At 69.6% G+C, this 19,285-nt stretch carries 16 protein-coding genes; 10 read left to right on the forward strand and 6 right to left on the reverse strand.

The window, feature by feature from the left end; genetic code table 11:
• Positions 1–156 precede the first annotated feature (156 nt).
• Together HWX31_RS25275 and HWX31_RS25280 are read right to left on the reverse strand one after the other, a co-directional pair.
• The gene (locus HWX31_RS25275; protein ID WP_029226267.1) at positions 157–708 is read right to left on the reverse strand and encodes a hypothetical protein; all 552 of its coding nucleotides are present in this window, start codon (positions 706–708) and stop codon (positions 157–159) included.
• Between the two features lie 200 nt (positions 709–908).
• On the reverse strand, positions 909–1,730 hold the full coding sequence (locus tag HWX31_RS25280; RefSeq protein WP_174963804.1) for an IclR family transcriptional regulator: 822 nt from the start codon (positions 1,728–1,730) through the stop codon (positions 909–911).
• 603 nt (positions 1,731–2,333) lie between these two features.
• Between HWX31_RS25280 and HWX31_RS25285 the strand changes: the two genes are divergently transcribed.
• Complete coding sequence (locus HWX31_RS25285) at positions 2,334–3,182, forward strand: ureidoglycolate lyase (RefSeq protein WP_174963803.1); 849 nt, start codon at positions 2,334–2,336, stop codon at positions 3,180–3,182.
• A gap of 102 nt (positions 3,183–3,284) precedes the next feature.
• Here HWX31_RS25285 and HWX31_RS25290 read toward each other — a convergent pair whose 3' ends face one another.
• Positions 3,285–3,668 carry a VOC family protein gene (locus tag HWX31_RS25290; protein ID WP_059586518.1) on the reverse strand — a complete coding sequence of 128 codons (384 nt, stop codon included), beginning with the start codon at positions 3,666–3,668 and terminating at the stop codon, positions 3,285–3,287.
• A 99-nt stretch (positions 3,669–3,767) separates the two neighbouring features.
• On the opposite strand from HWX31_RS25290, the gene HWX31_RS25295 reads away from it, so the two are divergent.
• Positions 3,768–4,409: a CGNR zinc finger domain-containing protein gene (locus HWX31_RS25295; protein WP_174963802.1), complete on the forward strand. Its 642-nt coding sequence runs from the start codon at positions 3,768–3,770 to the stop codon at positions 4,407–4,409.
• Positions 4,410–4,461: 52 nt separating this feature from the next.
• Here HWX31_RS25295 and prpR read toward each other — a convergent pair whose 3' ends face one another.
• Complete coding sequence (prpR, locus tag HWX31_RS25300) at positions 4,462–6,447, reverse strand: propionate catabolism operon regulatory protein PrpR (protein WP_174963801.1); 1,986 nt, start codon at positions 6,445–6,447, stop codon at positions 4,462–4,464.
• A gap of 171 nt (positions 6,448–6,618) precedes the next feature.
• On the opposite strand from prpR, the gene prpB reads away from it, so the two are divergent.
• The 5 genes from prpB to HWX31_RS25325 all read left to right on the forward strand — a co-directional run bounded on the left by prpB (position 6,619) and on the right by HWX31_RS25325 (position 13,801).
• The gene (gene prpB / locus HWX31_RS25305; protein WP_059610558.1) at positions 6,619–7,512 is read left to right on the forward strand and encodes a methylisocitrate lyase; all 894 of its coding nucleotides are present in this window, start codon (positions 6,619–6,621) and stop codon (positions 7,510–7,512) included.
• Between the two features lie 53 nt (positions 7,513–7,565).
• Positions 7,566–8,738, forward strand: coding sequence for a bifunctional 2-methylcitrate synthase/citrate synthase (gene prpC, locus HWX31_RS25310; RefSeq protein WP_174963800.1), 1,173 nt, complete (start codon positions 7,566–7,568; stop codon positions 8,736–8,738).
• Between the two features lie 63 nt (positions 8,739–8,801).
• Positions 8,802–11,399 carry a Fe/S-dependent 2-methylisocitrate dehydratase AcnD gene (gene acnD, locus HWX31_RS25315; RefSeq protein WP_174963799.1) on the forward strand — a complete coding sequence of 866 codons (2,598 nt, stop codon included), beginning with the start codon at positions 8,802–8,804 and terminating at the stop codon, positions 11,397–11,399.
• Positions 11,400–11,424: 25 nt separating this feature from the next.
• Entirely contained in the window at positions 11,425–12,615 is a 1,191-nt protein-coding gene (prpF, locus tag HWX31_RS25320) for a 2-methylaconitate cis-trans isomerase PrpF (protein ID WP_174963798.1), read from the forward strand.
• 124 nt (positions 12,616–12,739) lie between these two features.
• Positions 12,740–13,801, forward strand: a complete 1,062-nt coding sequence (locus HWX31_RS25325; protein WP_174963797.1) for a CaiB/BaiF CoA transferase family protein — start codon at positions 12,740–12,742, stop codon at positions 13,799–13,801.
• A gap of 53 nt (positions 13,802–13,854) precedes the next feature.
• Here HWX31_RS25325 and HWX31_RS25330 read toward each other — a convergent pair whose 3' ends face one another.
• The gene (locus tag HWX31_RS25330; RefSeq protein WP_010090127.1) at positions 13,855–14,298 is read right to left on the reverse strand and encodes a PaaI family thioesterase; all 444 of its coding nucleotides are present in this window, start codon (positions 14,296–14,298) and stop codon (positions 13,855–13,857) included.
• Between the two features lie 247 nt (positions 14,299–14,545).
• On the opposite strand from HWX31_RS25330, the gene HWX31_RS25335 reads away from it, so the two are divergent.
• A complete protein-coding gene (locus HWX31_RS25335; RefSeq protein WP_174963796.1) occupies positions 14,546–16,165 on the forward strand; it encodes a methyl-accepting chemotaxis protein in 1,620 nt (539 codons plus the stop codon).
• Here the strand turns inward: HWX31_RS25335 and HWX31_RS25340 are convergent.
• Positions 16,138–17,247 carry an AGE family epimerase/isomerase gene (locus tag HWX31_RS25340; protein WP_059634854.1) on the reverse strand — a complete coding sequence of 370 codons (1,110 nt, stop codon included), beginning with the start codon at positions 17,245–17,247 and terminating at the stop codon, positions 16,138–16,140. The two genes, HWX31_RS25335 and HWX31_RS25340, sit on opposite strands and share 28 nt — an antisense overlap.
• A 452-nt stretch (positions 17,248–17,699) precedes the next feature.
• Between HWX31_RS25340 and HWX31_RS25345 the strand changes: the two genes are divergently transcribed.
• The gene (locus HWX31_RS25345; RefSeq protein ID WP_341829979.1) at positions 17,700–18,899 is read left to right on the forward strand and encodes a flagellar hook-length control protein FliK; all 1,200 of its coding nucleotides are present in this window, start codon (positions 17,700–17,702) and stop codon (positions 18,897–18,899) included.
• A gap of 175 nt (positions 18,900–19,074) precedes the next feature.
• Complete coding sequence (locus tag HWX31_RS25350) at positions 19,075–19,230, forward strand: hypothetical protein (protein WP_174963794.1); 156 nt, start codon at positions 19,075–19,077, stop codon at positions 19,228–19,230.
• Positions 19,231–19,285: the final 55 nt, after the last annotated feature.

Genomic DNA, 19,285 nt, shown 5'->3' on the forward strand with positions numbered 1-19,285 from the left:
CGGGATGTGCGGGTGAGCACTTTCGGGGCGTGCGGGTGAGCACTTGCGGGAGGCTGAGGTGAGATTTTTCGGGAGCCCGCGCCGGCGGTGCTCCCGTGGGCACGGCGCCGGCTGTCGCGATGCGCGCGCCGGTGTCGGCCGTGCCCGGCGGACCGGTCAGGCGGCCAGTTTCGTCGCCGCGTCGTTTACCTGCTCGCGCGAGATGGCGAGTTCGGTCAGGTGCGCGTCCGCGTATACGGCGCCCGTTTCGCGTTCGAGGCGGGCGATCGTCAGTGCGCAGCGGGCCACGTCCTTCGGCATCGCGATGAAGCGCTTGACGGACTCGCCGGCCTTGAATGCTTCGAACAGCGCGCCGCGGACGTCGTCCGGCAGCGTCTTGGTCCATTGATACGGCTTGCCGTTGAACGTGATCGACGGCGGCAGCGTGCGCTCCTTCTTGGTCGCCGTGATGAGCCCATAGGTGCGGGCGGCGTCGCCGATCTGGTCGGGCGAGAAGAGCTCGTCGGGCGTGATGTCGAATTGCTCGATGTAGTTTTCGATCGCCTGCATCGCGGCAGCGCGGTCGTCGCGCTTCTTCTGCGCACGCGCGACGATGTCGCGCAGTTCGTCCGCCTCTTCGGGCGTGATCGTGAAGCTTGCCTGCTTCTGCTGAAGTTCGGAGAAACGCTGGAATTCGAGATCGTTCAGAAGTTTGGCCATGACATTCATCAGACACGACAGCCGGCGCCGCCGGCCGTCGTAGTTTTGGAGAGGGCCGCTATTCTAGCGTAGCGACCCTGCATGGCGCGGCCGGGCGAAGCATCGCGACCACGCGCAACATGCTCAGTACGCGGCGCCGCCGCGCGTGCCGCGTCGCGGCGCGCGTTGCCGCCGCACCCGCATCGCTCCGATGCGCTCGCGTGCGCCGGTCAGTTCAGCTCGATGCGGCTCATCGACAGCGTCGCGGCGGTGGCGCGCAGGCGCTCGGCTGTCGCGTCGACGGAAGGCGCCGCGTGCGCGTCGATGCGGCGCATGTACGGGCAGGTCAGCGCGGCGATCGCGTGGCCGGACGGGCCGACGATCGGGACGCTGATGTCGACGACGCCATAGGCCTGACGGCTGTCCCGGCACAGGAAGCCGTCGCCGCGGATCGCCTGGCACGCCTGCGCGAGCTCCTGCTCGTCGAGCGGCGCTTCGCCCTTGACCTTGCGGTGCTCGGCCAGCATGTGCGCGCGTTGCTCGGAGGCCTGGAACGCCAGCGTCACGCGTCCCGACGCGGTATCGGCGAGCCCGATGCGCGAGCCGAGCCGCACCGACACGCCCCACGGGCCGGGGCCGTCCACCTGCGCGATCACGAGCAGGTTGCCGTGGTCGTAGATGGCCAGGTGGCAGGACTGTTCCGCCGCATCGGCGAAGCGCTGCATCGGCGGCAGCGCTTCGGCGATCAGGCGGCTCATCGGCGGATGGCGGTGGGCGAGCGCGAACAGCTTGAGGCTGAGCGTGTAGCGGTCGCCGCCCGTCGAACGCATCACGTAGCGGCGCGCGACCAGGCGCTCGAGCATCCGGTAGATTTCGCTCGCGTTGCGGCCGAGTTCCTTCGTGATTTCGGTGCGGGTGAGCCCTTCCTTCTGCTCGGACAGGAGTTCGAGGATGTCGAGCCCCTTGTCGAGCGCGGGGGCGCGATAGCGTTCGAGCCCCCCGCCGTCTCCATGGGCGTCGTTACCGGGGGACCGGTCGTTGATCATCTGCATCGTCTTGGTATCGTGGGTCGGTGAATGCGCACGATCGGTCGGCAGCGCACGCGCAACGGCTCTGCAACGCCCATGTGCAAAGCCTGTACGCGCCGGCGAGCGCACTTCGATCGAGCATAACAATAAACAAATTGGAATTAATTCGGCAGATTCTTACGGATTATTACCAATTGGGAGCGTATGAGCGACCACTTTCATTGATAAATATGACAAGAAAGTGCATGTTTATTTTATTAGATGAAATAGTCGCAGTGAACCGATGACGCCCGTATGGCGAGTATCCGCGTCGTGTTGCCCGGAGCGGATCGGGCCGGCGCGGGGGGCGACGCGTAACCGCGATGCTGCGCCGCAAGGCCAGCGCGCGCTTCAATAGTCGGTATCCGTCGCGCGTCATTTCATGGCCGGCGGCGGGTGGTACAAAGAGCGGTGGGCAAGCGCGGAAGCGGCGCCATGCGGGCCGGCGGGGCAACGCTGGCCGCTGCGCGCGAGCGCCGTTGCGCCGGCGCCGATCCGCAAACCGACGGTGGCCCGCCCGTTGCGCGTGGCGGCACGCCTATACGTGCGTCGGCATCCTGTCACATCCGATCAGGGAGGTTGAGTTCGATGAAACTGCTTCGCTATGGCCCGCCCGGCCAGGAAAAACCCGGCTTGCTCGACGCGGACGGCCGGATTCGCGATCTGTCGGCGCATGTCGACGATCTCGCCGGCGATGTGCTGTCCGACGCCGGACTCGCGCGGCTGCGCGCGCTCGATCCGGCGACGCTGCCGCTCGTGCCCGGCGAGCCGCGCATCGGCCCGTGCGTCGGGCGGATCGGCAAGTTCATCGGCATCGGGCTGAACTACGCCGATCACGCGGCGGAAGCGGGGATGCCCGTGCCGGCCGAGCCGGTCGTGTTCGGCAAGTGGACGAGCTCGGTCTGCGGCCCGAACGACGGCATCGACATTCCGAAAGGCTCGGTGAAGACCGACTGGGAAGTCGAGCTGGGCGTCGTGATCGGCGCGCCGTGCAAGGACGTCGACGAGGCGCGCGCGCTCGACTGCGTCGCCGGTTATTGCGTGGTCAACGACGTGTCCGAACGCGAATGGCAGCTCGAGCGCGGCGGCCAGTGGGACAAGGGCAAGGGCTTCGACACGTTCGGCCCGATCGGCCCGTGGCTCGTCACGCGCGACGACGTGCCCGATCCGCAGCGGCTCGACCTGTGGCTCGAGGTCGACGGCCATCGCTACCAGCAAGGCAACACGCGCACGATGGTGTTCACCGTCGCGCAGCTCGTCGCGTATCTGTCGCGCTGCATGCGCCTGCAGCCGGGCGACGTGATCACGACCGGCACGCCGCCGGGCGTCGGCATGGGCATCAAGCCGGCGCCGGTGTACCTGAAGCCCGGGCAAACGGTGCGGCTCGGCGTCGAAGGGCTCGGCGAGCAGCTGCAGCGCACGCGCGCCGCGCAGTAGCCGTTCGGCGATGCGAAAAGCAGAGGCCGGATTCCGCGCACGACGGAATCGGGCCTTGGGTCGACGGGCGGCCGATCGAGCGCGATGCACGCGTCTCCCCCGTCACACGATGTTGTCCAGTTCGCAATGCGCTTCCAGCCGATACCCGTCGGGATCCGTGACGAACGCCGCGTAATAACCGGGGCCGTAGTGCTCGCGCCTGCCGGGCCCGCCGTTGTCCGTACCGCCGTGCGCGAGCGCGGCCCGGTAGAACGCGTCGACTTCCACCGGTGACGACGCCTTGAACGACACATGCAGCCCCGATTCCGGATCGGCCGCCACGGGCCGCGCCGTGTACGTGAGCCACAGAACCGGTTCGGCCGTGCCGTAGCCGAGTGACGACGCGTCGCCGAACAGCCGCTTGTAGCCGAGTGCGCCGAGCGCGCTGTCGTAGAACGTGCGGCTGCGGTCGATTTGGGCGACGCCGAAGGAAAGGTGATCGATCATGTCATTGCTCCTTGAGACTGCGTGGGTGTCAGTGCGGCAAGCGAGTTTTAACCACCATGCCGGTTATGCTAGGAAACGTCCTTGCGCTTGTCAACCGGCATGGTGGTTAGATACGATCGCGACATGAGCGATATGCATCCTTCCGCCGACGCGGACTTCCTGATTCCGGCGCCGCCGGAAGCGCTGAGCATCGATTTCGCGAATACGCGTTACTGGCGGGGCAGCGAGACGCCGACGGAAACGCTCGGGACGGTCGACGACCTGCTGGCATGGTGCCGCGAGCAGGGGGGCGTGCCGGCCGCGCTGGCGGACGCGTGCCGCGCGTCGACCGCGGATGCCGGGCCGGCATGGCTCGACGGCGCGCTGGCGCTGCGAGAGACGCTTTACCGGCTCTACCTCGCGCAGGCGGAGCAGCGCGAGCCGCCGGCGCGCGACGTCGCGGCGCTGCGCGGCCATCTCGCGCAAGCGGCGCCGCGGGTCGCGCTGGTGCGCACGAACGACCGGTACGCGTGGCAGGTCGGGCGCGAGGCCGCGACGCTCGGCGGGCTGCTGAGCCCGGTGCTGTGGTCGGCGATCGACCTGCTCGGCGGCACGCGCCTGGCGAAGGTCAAGCGGTGCGCGAACGACGCGTGCCAATGGCTGTTCGTCGACGACAGCAAGAACGGCAGTCGCCGCTGGTGCTCGATGGCGTCATGCGGCAATCGCGCGAAGGCCCATCGTCACTATTACAAGGCGGACTGACCGGGGACCGGCGGCGGACCGGCGCGCACGGCCGCGTCGCGGCAGGCGTCGCCTACCTGCCGGACAGCTTTCGCCACATCGTCGTCTTGCTGATGCCGAGCATCGCGCACGCGCGGTCGCGATCGCCGCCGCATGCGTCGAGCGCCGCGCGGATCTCGTCGGCTTCCGCGCGGCGGCGGCGCGCCTGCAGCGTCGGCGCGTCGTCCGGATCGGCACACGCGTCGGCCGGGCTCGCGAACAGCTCCGGCGCGATGGCCCGCAAGGCGTCGGGATCGAGCACGCCGCACGGCGCAGCCTGCCCGTCGTCGCCCGCTTCCTCCGCCAGCTCCACCGCGATCCGCTCGATCACGTTCTGTAATTCCCGTACGTTGCCGGGCCACCGGTAGCGCATCAGGATCGCCTGCGCCGCGTCGAGCACGCGCGCCGCGTCGCCGGCATCGCGCAGGCTGTCCGCCAGCCGCGGCTCGCGCCGCGCGGCCTGCACCAGCAGCGCGGCCGCGAGCGCGGGAATGTCGTCCGGGCGCTCGCGCAGCGGCGGCAGCCCGACGTTCAGGATGTTGAGCCGGTAGTAGAGATCCGCGCGGAACGTGCCGTCCTCGACGGCCGCGAGCAGCGGCCGGTGCGTCGCGGCGATCACGCGCACGTCGATGCGGATCGGCTCGGTCGACCCGAGCCGGATCACCTCGCGCTCCTGCAGCACGCGCAGCAGCCGGCTCTGCAGCGACGGCGGCATTTCGCCGATTTCGTCGAGGAACAGCGTGCCGCGATGCGCGGCCTCGAACAGGCCCGTCTTGCCGCCGCGCCGCGCGCCGGTGAACGCGCCTTCCTCGTAGCCGAACAGCTCGCTTTCGAGCAGCGCTTCCGGAAACGCGCCGCAGTTGATCGCGACGAACGGATAGCTGCGCCGCGCGGACAGCGCATGCAGGCTCTGCGCGATCATCTCCTTGCCGGTGCCGCTCTCGCCGAGCACGAGCACGGTCGCGTCGGATTTCGCGTAGCGGCGCACGAGGTCGCGCACGCGCGCCATCGGCGCGGATGCGCCGACCACGTCGTCGAGCGTATAGCGCGCCGCGAACTGCTGCGTGCCCGGCTGAGAGCGCAGCGCACGGTCGAGGCGCTCGACCGCGCGCGATTCCTGGAAGGTCAGCACGCTGCCCGACGTGACGCCGCGATCGACGAGCGGGCCGCGGTGCACGACGTAGCGCACGCCGCGCACGGTCGCGAGCGCGTCGCCGTCGTCGCCGCGCAGCGTGCGCAGCTCCGGCGTCAGGTCGACCAGCGCGCGGCCGACGGCCGCCGCGGGTTCGACCCCGAGCGCCAGCGCGAGCCGTTCGTTGATCGCCTCGACGCACCCGCGCGCATCGAGCGCGACGACGCCGTCGCGCAGGTGCTGGAGCAGGTTGTCGAGGCGCTGGCGGCGCAGCGCCTCGGCGTGCGTCGCATAGGCGACCTCGAGCGCGGTGTCGACGGCCTTGCGCACCGACGCATGCGAATACAGGAACACGGCGCCCATGCCGGCGCTCGCGGCCAGGTCGGTGACGAGGCCGGGGCCGACGATCGTCTCGATGCCGCGGTCGCGCAGGTCGTGCACGCAGGTTTCCGCTTCCTGCGCGGACTGATATGACGCAAACTCGACGTCGAGGCCGTACGCGGCGACGAAGCGGCGCACCTCGGGCGGCGTCTCGCCGACGCTGACGAGCGCGATCCGCGACGCGTCGCGCCGGGCCCGCGCGAGCGCCTGCATCACGTCGAAGCCGGTCGGCGTGACGACTACGACCGGCACCGGCGCACGCGTTTTCAGGAAGCTGCCGTTCGAGCCGGCCGCGACGATCACGTCGGGCCGCGCGGCGCCGGCCTCGGCGATCGCGTTGAGCGCCTCTTCATACGCGCGCGACACGATGCGCACGTCGGCGCGTTCGTCGAATTCGCCGGCGATCTCGCGAAAGAGGTCCCGCAGGCGGCTGATGCCCATCGCCCAGATGCGCGGCCGCACCGCGCGGTCGGCGGGGCCGATGGGCTTGATCGAGGAGAGGTCCATGACGAACGATTATGCGCGCGCGATTTCATTTTTGGAACGTGGAATTTCCAAATTGAAATCAATCGGCTGGGGTAGCACGCGGCTGGTTGCTTAAGAATCAGTGGGTTAGCGGCGACACGCGAGCTGGCCCGGTACTTGCTGTGTAGCAGGCATTCCATCAGGAGGCCGTTCATGAGCAACACGCATCTTCAAAGCGCCGGCGCGAAATTCCGCGCGGCAGTCGCGGCCGAGCAGCCGCTGCAGGTGGTCGGCGCGATCACCGCCTACGCGGCCAAGATGGCCCAGGCCGTCGGCTTCAAGGCCGTCTACCTGTCGGGCGGCGGCGTCGCCGCGAATTCGCTCGGCATCCCCGACCTCGGCATCAGCACGATGGAAGACGTGCTGATCGACGCGAACCGGATCACCAATGCGACCGACCTGCCGCTGCTCGTCGACATCGATACGGGCTGGGGCGGCGCGTTCAACATCGCGCGCACGGTCCGCTCATTCATCAAGGCCGGCGTCGCCGCCGTGCACCTCGAGGACCAGGTCGGCCAGAAGCGCTGCGGCCACCGTCCGGGCAAGGAGGTCGTGCCGGCCGAGGAAATGGTCGATCGCGTCAAGGCCGCGGTCGATGCGCGCACCGACGACCAGTTCGTGATCATGGCCCGCACCGATGCGGCCGCCGCCGAAGGGATCGACTCGGCGATCGAGCGCGCGGTGGCCTACGTCGAAGCCGGCGCGGACATGATCTTCCCGGAAGCGATGAAGACGCTCGACGACTATCGCCGCTTCAAGGCGGCCGTGAAGGTGCCGATCCTCGCGAACCTGACCGAATTCGGCTCGACGCCGCTGTTCACGCTCGACGAGCTGCGCGAGGCGAACGTCGACATCGCGCTGTACTGCTGCGGCGCCTATCGCGCGATGAACAAGGCCGCGCTGAATTTCTACGAGACGCTGCGCCGCGACGGCACGCAGAAGGCGGCCGTGCCGACGATGCAGACGCGCGCCGAGCTGTACGACTTCCTCGGCTATCACGCTTACGAGCAGAAGCTCGACGAGCTGTTCGCGCAGGGCAAGAAGTAACGCGGCCCGCCGCCCACGAGACACGTATCGGAAACATACTGGAGAAGGGAAACATGAGCGAGACGAAAGACGCAGCAGCACCGGCCGCCGCAGGCGCGTTCAAGCCGAAGAAGTCGGTCGCGCTGTCGGGCGTGACGGCCGGCAACACGGCCCTCTGCACGGTCGGCAAGACCGGCAACGACCTGCACTACCGCGGCTACGACATCCTCGACGTCGCCGAGTCGTGCGAGTTCGAGGAAATCGCGCACCTGCTCGTGCACGAGCGGCTGCCGAACCTGACCGAACTGGCCGCGTACAAGGCGAAGCTGCGCGCGATGCGCGGCCTGCCGAACGCGCTGAAGGCGGCGCTCGAGCAGATCCCGGCGTCCGCGCACCCGATGGACGTGATGCGCACGGGCGTGTCGGTGCTCGGCACCGTGCTGCCGGAGAAGGAAGATCACAACCTGCCGGGCGCGCGCGACATCGCCGACCGCCTGATGGCGTCGCTCGGCTCGATGCTGCTGTACTGGTATCACTTCTCGCACAACGGCAAGCGCATCGAGACCGAAACCGACGACGACTCGATCGGCGGCCACTTCCTGCACCTGCTGCACGGCAAGGCCCCGTCGAAGTCGTGGGTCGACGCGATGCACACGTCGCTGATCCTGTACGCTGAGCACGAGTTCAACGCGTCGACGTTCACCGGCCGCGTGATCGCGGGCACGGGCTCGGACATCTACTCGGCGATCACCGGCGCGATCGGCGCGCTGCGCGGGCCGAAGCACGGCGGCGCGAACGAAGTCGCGTACGAAGTGCAGAGCCGCTACCGCTCGCCGGACGAGGCGGAAGCCGACATCCGCCGCCGCGTCGAGAACAAGGAAGTCGTGATCGGCTTCGGCCATCCGGTCTACACGATCTCCGATCCGCGCAACAAGGTGATCAAGGGCGTCGCGCACAAGCTGTCGAAGGAAGCGGGCGACCTGAAGCTGTACAACATCGCCGAGCGTCTCGAATCGGTGATGTGGGATGCGAAGAAGATGTTCCCGAACCTCGACTGGTTCAGCGCGGTGTCGTATCACATGATGGGCGTGCCGACCGCGATGTTCACGCCGCTGTTCGTGATCTCGCGCACGTCCGGCTGGAGCGCGCACGTCATCGAGCAGCGCATCGACAACAAGATCATCCGCCCGAGCGCGAACTACACGGGTCCGGAAGACCTGCAGTTCGTGCCGATCGAGAAGCGCTGATCGGGCGCCCGGGGGAGGCCGGTCGGCTTCCCCGCTCATGAATTCCCAGCTTTCCCCCACATCATGAATACCGCCTACCGCAAACCCCTGCCCGGCACGTCGCTGGACTACTTCGACGCACGCGCCGCGGTCGACGCGATCGCGCCCGGCGCCTACGACACGCTGCCGTACACGTCGCGCGTGCTCGCCGAAAACCTCGTGCGCCGCTGCGATCCGGCGATCCTCGCCGCTTCGCTGAAGCAGATCGTCGAGCGCAAGCGCGAACGCGATTTCCCGTGGTTCCCGGCGCGCGTCGTGTGCCATGACATCCTCGGCCAGACGGCGCTCGTCGATCTCGCGGGCCTGCGCGACGCGATCGCCGAGCGCGGCGGCGACCCGGCGAAGGTGAACCCGGTCGTGCCCGTGCAGCTGATCGTCGATCACTCGCTCGCCGTCGAGTGCGGCGGCTTCGATCCGGACGCGTTCGCGAAGAACCGCGCGATCGAGGATCGCCGCAACGAGGACCGCTTCCACTTCATCGAATGGACGAAGCAGTCGTTCGAGAACGTCGACGTGATCCCGCCGGGCAACGGCATCATGCACCAGATCAACCTGGAGAAGATGTCGCCGGTGATCCAGGCGCAGGACGGCGTAGCGTATCCGGACACCTGCGTCGGCACCGACAGCCACACGCCGCACGTCGACGCGCTCGGCGTGATCGCGATCGGCGTCGGCGGGCTGGAGGCCGAGAACGTGATGCTCGGCCGCGCGTCGTGGATGCGCCTGCCCGACATCGTCGGCGTCGAGCTGACCGGCAAGCGCCAGCCCGGCATCACCGCGACCGACGTCGTGCTCGCGCTGACCGAGTTCCTGCGCAAGGAAAAGGTGGTCGGCGCGTATCTGGAATTCCGGGGCGCAGGCGCGGCGAGCCTCACGCTCGGCGACCGCGCGACGATCTCGAACATGGCGCCCGAATATGGCGCGACGGCCGCGATGTTCTTCATCGACGGCCAGACGACCGACTACCTGCGCCTCACCGGCCGCAGCGACGAGCAGGTGAAGCTCGTCGAGACCTACGCGAAGGAAGCGGGCCTGTGGGCCGACACGCTGCAGCACGCGCAGTACGAGCGCACGCTGACGTTCGACCTGTCGAGCGTCGTGCGCAACATGGCCGGCCCGTCGAACCCGCACAAGCGGCTGCCGACGTCGGACCTCGCCGCGCGCGGGATCGCCGGCCAGTGGGAAGAGAAGGCGGGCGAGATGCCCGACGGCGCGGTGATCATCGCCGCGATCACGAGCTGCACGAACACGAGCAACCCGCGCAACGTGATTGCAGCCGCCCTGCTCGCACGCAACGCGAACGCGCGCGGCCTCGTGCGCAAGCCGTGGGTGAAGAGCTCGCTCGCGCCGGGCTCGAAGGCGGTCGAGCTGTATCTGGAAGAAGCGAACCTGCTGCCGGAGCTGGAGAAGCTCGGCTTCGGCATCGTCGCGTTCGCGTGCACGACCTGCAACGGGATGTCGGGCGCGCTCGACCCGAAGATCCAGCAGGAGATCGTCGATCGCGACCTGTACGCGACCGCCGTGCTGTCCGGCAACCGTAACTTCGACGGCCGCATCCATCCGTATGCGAAGCAGGCGTTCCTCGCGTCGCCGCCGCTCGTCGTTGCTTACGCGATCGCGGGCACGATCCGCTTCGACATCGAGAAGGACGTGCTCGGCCACGACCAGGACGGCCAGCCCGTCACGCTGAAGGACATCTGGCCGACCGACGAGGAGATCGACGCGATCGTCGCGTCGAGCGTGAAGCCCGAGCAGTTCCGCAAGGTCTACGAGCCGATGTTCGCGCGCAGCGCCGATGCGGGCGAGCGCGCGGCGCCGCTGTACGACTGGCGCGCGCAGAGCACGTACATCCGCCGTCCGCCGTACTGGGAAGGTGCGCTGGCCGGCGAGCGCACGCTCAAGGGCATGCGCCCGCTCGCGGTGCTCGGCGACAACATCACGACCGACCACCTGTCGCCGTCGAACGCGATCCTCGCGAACAGCGCGGCCGGCGAGTACCTTACGAAGATGGGCCTGCCGGAAGAAGACTTCAACTCGTACGCGACGCACCGGGGCGACCACCTGACCGCGCAGCGCGCGACCTTCGCGAACCCGACGCTCGTCAACGAGATGGCGGTGGTCGACGGCGCGGTGAAGAAGGGTTCGCTCGCGCGCGTCGAGCCGGAAGGCAAGGTCATGCGGATGTGGGAAGCGATCGAGACGTACATGAATCGCAAGCAGCCGCTGATCGTCGTGGCCGGCGCGGACTACGGCCAGGGCTCGTCGCGCGACTGGGCCGCGAAGGGCGTGCGGCTCGCGGGCGTCGAGGCGATCGTCGCCGAAGGCTTCGAGCGGATTCACCGCACGAACCTGATCGGGATGGGCGTGCTGCCGCTCGAGTTCAAGCCGGGCACGAACCGGACGACGCTCGGCATCGACGGCACCGAGACCTTCGACGTGGTCGGCGCGCGCACGCCGCGCGCGGACCTGACGCTCGTGATCCATCGCAGGAATGGCGAGCGCGTCGAGGTGCCGGTCACGTGCCGGCTCGATACGGCCGAGGAAGTGTCGATCTACGATGCGGGCGGCGTGCTGCAGCGCTTCGCGCAGGACTTCCTCGAATCGTCGCAGGCGGCGGCCTGACCGGAGCACATCAGGAAAACCACACATGGCTCACATCCCTCAAATCAGGATTCCCGCGACCTACCTGCGCGGCGGCACCAGCAAGGGCGTGTTCTTCCGCCTGCAGGACCTGCCCGAGGCCGCGCAGGCGCCCGGCGCCGCGCGCGACGCGCTGCTGCTGCGCGTGATCGGCAGCCCCGACCCGTACGGCAAGCAGATCGACGGGATGGGCGGCGCGACGTCGTCCACCAGCAAGACGGTGATCGTGTCGAAGAGCACGCGGCCCGGCCACGACGTCGACTACCTGTTCGGGCAGGTCGCGATCGACCGCGCGTTCGTCGACTGGACCGGCAACTGCGGCAACCTGTCGGCGGCGGTCGGCCCGTTCGCGATCGGCGGCGGCCTCGTCGATCCGGCGCGCGTGCCGCGCGACGGCATCGCGACCGTGCGGATCTGGCAGGCGAACATCGGCAAGACGATCGTCGCCCACGTGCCGATCACGAACGGCGCGGTGCAGGAAACCGGCGACTTCGAGCTGGACGGCGTCACGTTCCCGGCGGCGGAGGTGCAGCTCGAGTTCATGGACCCGGCCGCCGACGAGGAAGGCGCGGGCGGCGCGATGTTCCCGACCGGCAACCTCGTCGACGATCTCGCGGTGCCGGGCATCGGCACGCTGAAGGCGACGATGATCAACGCGGGGATTCCGACGATCTTCGTCGACGCGGAGGCGATCGGCTACACGGGCACCGAACTGCAGGACGCGATCAACGGCGACGCGAAGGCGCTCGAGAAGTTCGAGACGATTCGCGCGCACGGCGCGCTGCGCATGGGCCTGATCGACACGCTCGACGAGATCGCGACGCGGCAGCACACGCCGAAGATCGCGTTCGTCGCGAAGCCGGCCGACTACATCGCGTCGAGCGGCAAGCGCGTCGCGGCCGCCGATGTCGACCTGCTGGTGCGCGCGATGTCGATGGGCAAGCTGCATCACGCGATGATGGGCACGGCGGCGGTCGCGATCGGCACGGCCGCCGCGATTCCGGGCACGCTCGTCAACCTGGCGGCGGGCGGCGGCGAGCGCCAGGCGGTGCGTTTCGGGCATCCGTCGGGCACGCTGCGGGTCGGCGCGGAAGCGAAACTGGAAAACGGCGAATGGACCGTCACCAAGGCGATCATGAGCCGCAGCGCGCGCGTGTTGATGGAAGGCTGGGTGCGCGTGCCGGGGGATGCGTTCTGACGCGGCGCGTTCAGTGTGAACAGCCCTGCCGATCCCTGCGAAGCGGACCCCGCCGAGCAGGGATTTTTCGTTTGAGAGGGCGTCCGTCGCAAACGCCCTCCGACCGCCAAGCATGGAGAACCGCATGCCGCTCGATTCGCCGCTGAAAGGCGTTCATATCGTCGAATTCGAAGGTCTCGGCCCCGGCCCGCTCGCGGGCCGGATCCTCGCCGGGATGGGCGCGCGGGTCACGCTGATCGCGCGTCCGGCCGGCCGCACGAGCGCGCCCGACGCGCTGCAGGGCCGCGACGGCGACCTGCTGCGCGAGGGCAAGACGATCGTCCCGCTCGACCTGAAAACGCCGGCGGGGCGTGACGAAGCGCTCGCGCTGATTTCACGCGCCGACGCGCTGATCGAAGGACTGCGGCCCGGCGTGATGGAGCGGCTCGGGCTCGGGCCGCGGGACTGTGCGCCGCATAATCCGCGGCTTGTTTACGGCCGGATGACCGGCTGGGGCCAGACGGGCCCGCTCTCGGCCGCTGCCGGCCACGACCTGAACTACGTCGCGTTGACGGGCCTGCTGTCGCTCGCCGCGCCGCGCGGCACGGACAGCGCCAAGCCCGGCCTGCCGCCGACCGTCCTCGGTGACGCGGGCGGCGCGCTCGGGCTCGCGTTCGGGGTCGTCTGCGCGCTGTTCGACGTGCGCGCGGGCGGTCCGGGACGGGTGGTCGACGGCGCGATCGTCGACATCGTCGCGATGCTCGGCACGCTCGCGCTGTGGGCACGCGCGAACGGCCAGCTCGACGGCGCGCAGCCGAGCCTGTTCCACGACGCGCCGTTCTACGACGTCTACCGCTGCGCGGACGGCGAATGCGTGACGATCGGCGCGCTCGAGCCGCCGTTCTATGCGCTGCTGGTCGAACGGCTCGGGCTGACGGACGTCGATCCGGCGTCGCAGTACGACCGCGCGCTGTGGCCGGCGCTGAAGGCGCGTTTCGCGGAGGTGTTCTCCCGGCAGCCGTCCGCGCACTGGCGCGCGCTGCTGGAGGGCAGCGACGCGTGCTTCGCGCCGGTGCTGAGCGTCGCGGAGGCGGCGGAGCATCCGCACAATGTCGCGCGCGGGATTTACGAGACCGACGCGCAAGGCGTCGTGCGCGCGCGCGTTGCGCCGCGTTTCCTGCCGCTGGCGGGCGGCGACGCGGATTAGGGGCGCGTCCATGTGCAAACCCGCGACCGGCGCAAAACCGGCCTCTGCGTGGGCTATGCCGCTTCCTCCGGCGCCCCCGGCACCTTCCCGTCGCCGACGCGGTTGATCGTGCCCTGCGCGATCGCGACCAGCCGCTCGTGATCGCCGTCGATGACGAACACGTGACACTGGCAGGTCGCCTGTTGCCGCCCCGCATAGACGAGCTTTGCGCGAGCGACGAGCGTGCCGTTCACCGCCGGCCGCAGATAGTTGATCTTGTATTCGGCCGTGATCACGCGCGGCCCGAGCGCGAGCGCGCCGGCGAAGGTCAGCGCGTTGTCGGCGAGGTAGCTGATGACGCCGCCGTGCACGTAGCCGTGCTGCTGCCGCAACTCGTCGCGCACGGGCAGGCACAGCGACACTTCATGCTCGCCGATGTGCATCAGCTCCGTGCCGAGCAGCATGCTGAACGGTTGCGCCCGCAATGCGCCGCGGGCGTGATCCACGATGTCCGTCATCGACTTGCCTCGCAATGAGTGGCCGCTTGCGCTGAACTCTAGGAAGCGGGGCGCGGATAAGCAAGGAAATCTGTCCGCATTTCCCGCGATTGGCGGCGCCGCGCAATGAGATTATTGCGTCGCTCGCGCGCGACCTCCGTAAATTGGAGGAGATTCTCGGCCGCACCTGGCCGGCAAGCCTAAAGTCCGCCCGGGAAATGCCGCTAACGCCGGGGCATTGCTCCATCGTCGCTTTCCAGGAATTTCCATGTTCAGCAAAATCAAGCTCGCGTCGGGTCTGCTCGGCGTGTTGACCATGTTCTGTCTCTTCATGCTGGCGGTCGAGGCGCTCGGCTTCTGGTCGTTCACGTCGACGCGCAGCGGCGTCGACGACCTGTCGAACGTCGCGATCGCGCAGGTCGGCGCGGCGAACCAGGCGACCGAACGCCTGCTCGACGCGCGCATCAACCTGTCGCGCGCCGGCACGCGGATGGTGCGCGGCGGCCCGAAGCCGGACGACATCATCCGCCATGCGAGCGATTCGCTCGCCGAGGCGGACAAGGCGTTCGCCGCGCTCGCCGCGGCGCAGCCGGTCGACGAGGAAAACCGCACGCGCGTCGCGGCGCTCACCGACCGTTACCGGAAAGTCCACGCGGCGCTCGCGGAGCTCGTGCAGTTTCTCGACGGCGACAACATCCAGGCGTTTCTCGACCAGCCGACCCAGAGCATCCAGGATGCGTACCTGACCGAGCTGCATCGCTTCGTCGAGTACGGCAGCGCGTCGAGCCGCACCGCGCTCGGCACGATCGACGCGGGCATGAGCTGGTTCAAGTGGGTTGGCATCGTGCTGCTGGCCGCGATGCTGGCGAGCAGCGTGGCGATCTACGCGGCCGCGCGGCGCGCGGTGGTCGCGCCGCTCGACGAGGCGGGCCTGCACTTCGAGCGGATCGCGCAGGGCCGGCTCGACGAGGACGTGCGCGCGGGCGGCGTATACGAGATCGACCGGATGCTGCGCGGGCTCGCCACGATGCAGGCGAGCATCGCGGAGACGGTGCGCGTCGTGCGCCACGCGTCCGACGCGATCCACCTCGGCGCGGGCGAGATCGCGAGCGGCAATGCGGACCTGTCGGCGCGCACCGGCACGCAGGCCGCGTCGCTCGAGGAAACCGCCGCGAGCATGGAGGAGCTGACCGCGACCGTGCGCCAGAACACCGACAGCGCCCGCGCGGCGAGCGTGCTGGCCGACGACGCGCTCAAGGCGACGAGCCACGGCGGCGGGGTCGTCGACAGCGTGATCGACAAGATGCGCGGCATCGCGCAAAGCTCGGGGCGTATCGCGGAAATCATCTCGGTGATCGACGGGATCGCGTTCCAGACCAACATCCTCGCGCTGAATGCGGCGGTGGAAGCCGCACGCGCGGGCGAGCAGGGCCGCGGCTTCGCGGTGGTCGCGGGCGAGGTGCGCTCGCTCGCGCAGCGCAGCGCGCAGTCGGCGAAGGAAATCAAGACGCTGATCGAGGATTCGGTCGCGCAGATCAGCGGCGGCGCGGAACTCGTCGAGCGCGCGGGTGAAGCGATGCGCACGGTGTCGACGTCGATCTCGCGCGTCGTGCAGACGATGACCGAGATCACGTCGGCGTCGGTCGAGCAGACCGTCGGGATCGAGCAGGTCAATCAGGCCGTCACGCAGATGGACCAGCTGACCCAGCAGAACGCGGCGCTGGTGGAGCAGGTCGCCGCGGCGGCCTCGTCGCTGAGCGACCAGACCACGCACCTGATGCAGGCGGTGTCGGTGTTCGAGCTCGGCGACGTGCGCTCGCCGCTCGGCGGGCGTGCCGCGCCGTCGTTCGGCGCGCCGGCTTATGCGTCGGCGGGCAGCGCCGCGTAAGCGGTCGCGAGGTGATAAGGCGTCGTCGACGGCATGTCGGCGCGCGACACCTGGCCATCGGCCGTCTTGCACTCGAACCAGCCGCGCGGATGCAGGAAGCGTGCGGCGAAGCGCTCGATCTGCGCCGCCAGCGGCGCGGACGCCGGCGTGCCGCCGTGCGTCGCGAGCGCGCGCAGATACTCGGTCTGCGCCCAGATCCGCTGCGTGCCGTCCAGGCACGCGCCTTGCGCGTCGAGCGCGGCGCTGACGCCGCCCGTCCGCGCATCGACGCCGTGCCGTTCGGCGAACGCGAAGGCCCGCGCGAGCGCGTCGCGCAGGCCGGTATGCGCGACCCGCGCACCGGCCGCGTCGACCAGATAGAACCATTCGAATTGATGCCCCGGCTCGAAGCGGTTGTCCGCCGAGCCGAGCGGCAGCTCGGCGACGCAGCCGGTGGCCGCGTCGACGAACGTGCGCTCGACCGCCTGCGCGGTGCGCGCGAGCGCATCGTCGAACGCGGCGTCGCCGAACGCGCCGGACGCGGCGAGCCACGCTTCCGTCAGGTGCATCAGCGGATTCTGCAGCGCTCCGCTGCCCGACGACGAGAAATCGGCATGACGCGCGGCGTCGAGCAGTGCATCGCCGCGCTGCGGCGCGAAGCGATCCTGGATCAGCGCGGCCGTGTCTTCGGCGACCGTGCGCGCGGCGCGCTCGCCCGAGGCCGCGTGATAGGCGGCGCAGGCGAACACGATGAACGCGTGCGTGTACAGGTCCTTGGTCGTGTCGAGCGGCGCGCCGGCCGCGTCGATGCTGTAGTGCCAGCCGCCGTGGCGGGCGTCGCGGAAATGGCGGCACAGCGCGTCGAACAGCGTCGCCGCGTGATCGGCCTCGCCCGCCTGCGCGAACACGAACAACTGCCGCGCGCAGGCCATCGCGCGATAGCGCGCGACGGGCAGCGGCGCGTGGGTGGCCGGATCGACGGCTTCGAACGGCAGTTGCAGCGTGCGGTCGAACCCTGACCCCCGCCAGATCGGCAAGACGACGTGCGCGAAATGGCGGCGCAGTTGAGCGGCCTGGGCGGAAGCGGAGTCGAAATCGGACATGACGGGGTTGAGCGCGTGAATCGAATCGTGTCGGCGCGCGCCGGATGCGCGCGGCCGGGGCCAAGGATAAAGCATTCGGCGGCCGGCACCACAAAAAGGACGGAAATCCGCTGCGCGCGGGCTGCCCGGTGTGACGCGCGGCGACGACGGAAGCGGCGGGGCCTGAGACGAATAGGCGACAGGTCATGCGACAATGCGCGGTCACTGATTCCGTTTGACGCTCCGGCTCCGCGTTCGCGGGGCCTCGCATCCCGACCTCCATGACCGAATCCGTAGCCACGCCCCGTTCCCGTTCCAACCGTCCGTCCGCGAAACCGCGCCGTCGCGCTGCCGCTGCCGCTGCCGCTGCCGCGAGCCGCGCTCCGGCCCGCGCGACGATGCAGCCCGGCGGCGACGCGCAGGCAACCGGCGCGCCTCGCGACGAGCGCACGCTCGACCTGTTCGGCGATCCGGTGCCCGAGGCCGGAGAAGGGGCGTCGGCGGTCGCCCGCGGTCGGGTGGCCGAGGTCGCGGCAGTCGTCGACGCGGCAAGCGATGCGCCGGATCATCAGCAAGCGACGCTCGACGGGTTCGACGCGCCGGAGGTGGCGGTCCCGGCGGCGGCTGGTGGCGAGGTTGTCGCCGACGGCGCGACGGCAGAGGCCGGAGATGTGCCGGCGGCTGCCGACGCTGCATCCGGGGCGGCGTTCGAGCCGACGGAGAAAGACATGCCGGCTGGCGCCGAGCGCGCGCCAGCCGCCGAGGCGACGCTGGAAGTCGCCTCCGACGCGACGGCGCAGGATGCATCAGCTCGCATCGCCGACGCCGCATCGGCAGCGCAGGACAGCGGCGCGCCGAGCCGTGCCGAGGACATCGCGACGGCCGGCGCGGCGGCGACGCTGCCGCTTGCAGCGGCTGCCGCTGTTGCCACGAAAGATGACGGCGACGCGGCCACGAAGCCGGCGCCCCCGCGCGCGGCAGGCGCGCGCTCATCGACGGGGACGAAGCGTCGCACGTCGGCGGCAGCCGCCCGCGAAGCGACCGCACCGCCCGCGCCGGGAGCGGCCGACGAAGCTCCCGAGCCGGGCAAGGCAGACACGCCGCCGCGCATGACCGCCTCTGCCGTGAGCGTCGAGCCTTCCGTCACCGCGCCCGAACGCGACGATGCGGTTGCGTCGGTTGCGTCGGTTGCGTCGGCTGCGTCGGCTGCGTCGGCTGCGTCGGCTGCGTCGGCTGCGCGGCCGGCGGCGTCCGCGGCGACGTTCGTCACGAAACCGTCGTCGGACCACGCCGGGCCGTCGTTCGATGCAGATACGCAGCTGCGGCCGCTCTCCGACCGTCTTGCCGCATTGCAGGCGGAAACGACCGCGCTGCGACGCGCGGCCGATCGGGAAATGCGCCGGGTGAACCGCCTGTTGCTGGCGTTGGCCGTCGTCGTGCTGGCGGGGCTCGTCGCGCTGGTGATGCAGATGATGCAGGTGTCGCGCCTGAAGCTCGGCGCCATCGCCCAGCAGCAGCGAATCGATCGCCTGACCGCCGATCTGGCGACGCAGCAGGCCACGGTCACGACGCTCGAGCAGCACAACGACGCGCTCCTGTCGCAGGTCGACCGCCTGGAACGCAACGTGAGCCGCCAGACGGCGGCGGGGAAGCGCGTTCGTCGGAGTCGCTGAACGTTTCGACCCTACCTGGACAGCCCCGCCACGCCGAGATCGGCGTTTGCGGTGCTTGGCTCGTCGTCGGCCGGTTGCGGCAAATTGCTGCGGCACGCTGGCAGAGTCTAGGGAAAACCCTTAGAATGGAGTCCATCTAAGGGAAAACCCTAGCCAACCCTGTCGGGAGTCGCACATGAGCTTCATCCTCGCCCTGCTGCAAAAGATCGACGATCTGTTCGTTTCGCCGCACCTGCCGCTCGATGCGGAATACTCGTACGCCGCGCGTCGCGCCGAAGCCGAGCGCGTGCGCCGGTCGCACCTCGTGCCGCTTTGCCTGTACCGTCGCTGATTCGCTGATTCAGCGCGGCACCCGCCGCACCTGCCCGCCCGTTTCCGCCGCCGCA

This window comes from Burkholderia ubonensis (assembly GCF_902833085.1).
Classification (GTDB): Bacteria; Pseudomonadota; Gammaproteobacteria; order Burkholderiales; family Burkholderiaceae; genus Burkholderia; species Burkholderia ubonensis.

What these genes read in the sequence shown, in the direction of transcription:
- HWX31_RS25275 (WP_029226267.1), bottom strand. Translation starts at nt 708, where the DNA reads ATGAATGTCATGGCCAAACTTCTGAACGATCTCGAATTCCAGCGTTTC.
- HWX31_RS25280 (WP_174963804.1), bottom strand. Translation starts at nt 1,730, where the DNA reads ATGCAGATGATCAACGACCGGTCCCCCGGTAACGACGCCCATGGAGAC.
- HWX31_RS25285 (WP_174963803.1), top strand. Translation starts at nt 2,334, where the DNA reads ATGAAACTGCTTCGCTATGGCCCGCCCGGCCAGGAAAAACCCGGCTTG.
- HWX31_RS25290 (WP_059586518.1), bottom strand. Translation starts at nt 3,668, where the DNA reads ATGATCGATCACCTTTCCTTCGGCGTCGCCCAAATCGACCGCAGCCGC.
- HWX31_RS25295 (WP_174963802.1), top strand. Translation starts at nt 3,768, where the DNA reads ATGGTGGTTAGATACGATCGCGACATGAGCGATATGCATCCTTCCGCC.
- prpR (WP_174963801.1), bottom strand. Translation starts at nt 6,447, where the DNA reads ATGGACCTCTCCTCGATCAAGCCCATCGGCCCCGCCGACCGCGCGGTG.
- prpB (WP_059610558.1), top strand. Translation starts at nt 6,619, where the DNA reads ATGAGCAACACGCATCTTCAAAGCGCCGGCGCGAAATTCCGCGCGGCA.
- prpC (WP_174963800.1), top strand. Translation starts at nt 7,566, where the DNA reads ATGAGCGAGACGAAAGACGCAGCAGCACCGGCCGCCGCAGGCGCGTTC.
- acnD (WP_174963799.1), top strand. Translation starts at nt 8,802, where the DNA reads ATGAATACCGCCTACCGCAAACCCCTGCCCGGCACGTCGCTGGACTAC.
- prpF (WP_174963798.1), top strand. Translation starts at nt 11,425, where the DNA reads ATGGCTCACATCCCTCAAATCAGGATTCCCGCGACCTACCTGCGCGGC.
- HWX31_RS25325 (WP_174963797.1), top strand. Translation starts at nt 12,740, where the DNA reads ATGCCGCTCGATTCGCCGCTGAAAGGCGTTCATATCGTCGAATTCGAA.
- HWX31_RS25330 (WP_010090127.1), bottom strand. Translation starts at nt 14,298, where the DNA reads ATGACGGACATCGTGGATCACGCCCGCGGCGCATTGCGGGCGCAACCG.
- HWX31_RS25335 (WP_174963796.1), top strand. Translation starts at nt 14,546, where the DNA reads ATGTTCAGCAAAATCAAGCTCGCGTCGGGTCTGCTCGGCGTGTTGACC.
- HWX31_RS25340 (WP_059634854.1), bottom strand. Translation starts at nt 17,247, where the DNA reads ATGTCCGATTTCGACTCCGCTTCCGCCCAGGCCGCTCAACTGCGCCGC.
- HWX31_RS25350 (WP_174963794.1), top strand. Translation starts at nt 19,075, where the DNA reads ATGAGCTTCATCCTCGCCCTGCTGCAAAAGATCGACGATCTGTTCGTT.